The organism is Nonomuraea composti (assembly GCF_012034275.1).
GTDB lineage: Bacteria > Actinomycetota > Actinomycetes > Streptosporangiales > Streptosporangiaceae > Nonomuraea > Nonomuraea composti.
The window spans coordinates 1-320 of record NZ_JAATEP010000176.1 but is presented as its reverse complement, the minus strand read 5'-3'; the positions used below and the strand labels follow the sequence as shown (position 1 = coordinate 320).

The following is a 320-nucleotide window of genomic DNA, read 5'->3' as shown; positions in this document are numbered from 1 at the left end:
CCTACGAATGGGATGCGAGCGGTAACCGCACCAAGGCCGGCAACGCGACGTTCACCTACGACGAGCGCAACCGCCTGCTCTCCGGTGACGGCACCGACTACACCTACACCGCGCGCGGCACCCTGGCCACCAGCACCAAGGCGGGCGCGACCACCAGCTACACCTTCGACGCCTTCGACCGGCTCATCGCCGACGGCGACAGCCTCTACAGCTACGACGCCCTCGACCGGCTGACCAGCCGCATCCGCGGCACCGCCAAGCAGGCCTTTGCCTACAGCGGACTCGGCAACGACCTGGCCGCCATCACTGACAGCGGCGGC

Annotated in this window: 1 protein-coding gene; it reads left to right on the top strand. The window is 68.8% G+C overall.

Features of this window, described 5'->3' with window-relative positions:
- A partial coding sequence (locus HCN51_RS57875; RefSeq protein ID WP_168022244.1) for a hypothetical protein occupies positions 1–320 on the top strand: 320 nt, incomplete at both ends.